At 56.1% G+C, this 1043-nt stretch carries 1 rRNA gene; it reads right to left on the bottom strand.

The window, feature by feature from the left end:
- Positions 1-1024 (bottom strand): 16S ribosomal RNA (locus HMPREF2806_RS08410); the annotation flags it as partial.
- Positions 1025-1043 lie beyond the last annotated feature (19 nt).

The raw sequence follows: 1043 nt of genomic DNA, 5'->3' as shown, positions 1-1043 counted from the left end.
CCTGTACACCAGCCACAAGGGACACTACATCTCTGCAGCAATCTAGTGTATGTCAAGCCCAGGTAAGGTTCTTCGCGTTGCATCGAATTAATCCACATGCTCCGCCGCTTGTGCGGGCCCCCGTCAATTCCTTTGAGTTTTAGCCTTGCGGCCGTACTCCCCAGGCGGGGCGCTTAATGCGTTAGCTACGGCACAGAAGACGTGGAAGCCCCCTACACCTAGCGCCCACCGTTTACGGCATGGACTACCAGGGTATCTAATCCTGTTTGCTACCCATGCTTTCGCTCCTCAGCGTCAGTAACTGCCCAGAGACCTGCCTTCGCCATCGGTGTTCCTCCTGATATCTGCGCATTTCACCGCTACACCAGGAATTCCAGTCTCCCCTACAGCACTCAAGTTATGCCCGTATCGCCTGCACGCCCGAAGTTAAGCCCCGGAATTTCACAGACGACGCGACAAACCACCTACGAGCTCTTTACGCCCAGTAATTCCGGACAACGCTCGCACCCTACGTATTACCGCGGCTGCTGGCACGTAGTTAGCCGGTGCTTCTTATACAGGTACCGTCACTTGCGCTTCGTCCCTGTCGAAAGGAGTTTACAACCCGAAGGCCGTCATCCCCCACGCGGCGTCGCTGCATCAGGCTTCCGCCCATTGTGCAATATTCCCCACTGCTGCCTCCCGTAGGAGTCTGGGCCGTATCTCAGTCCCAATGTGGCCGTACACCCTCTCAGGCCGGCTACCCGTCGACGCCTTGGTAGGCCATTACCCCACCAACAAGCTGATAGGCCGCGAGCTCATCTTGCACCGAAAAAACTTTCCAACCACCACACTAAAAGCGGCTCATATCCGGTATTAGACCCAGTTTCCCAAGCTTATCCCAGAGTGCAAGGCAGATCACCCACGTGTTACTCACCCGTTCGCCACTCGAGTACCAGTGCAAGCACTGGCCTTTCCGTTCGACTTGCATGTGTTAAGCACGCCGCCAGCGTTCGTCCTGAGCCAGGATCAAACTCTCCACAAAAAGGCCGTGAAAAGCCCAA

The organism is Corynebacterium sp. HMSC076G08 (assembly GCF_001811515.1).
GTDB classification, from domain to species: domain Bacteria; phylum Actinomycetota; class Actinomycetes; order Mycobacteriales; family Mycobacteriaceae; genus Corynebacterium; species Corynebacterium hiratae.
The sequence above is the reverse complement of the archived record's forward strand: the minus strand, read 5'-3'. Positions and strand labels throughout refer to the sequence as shown.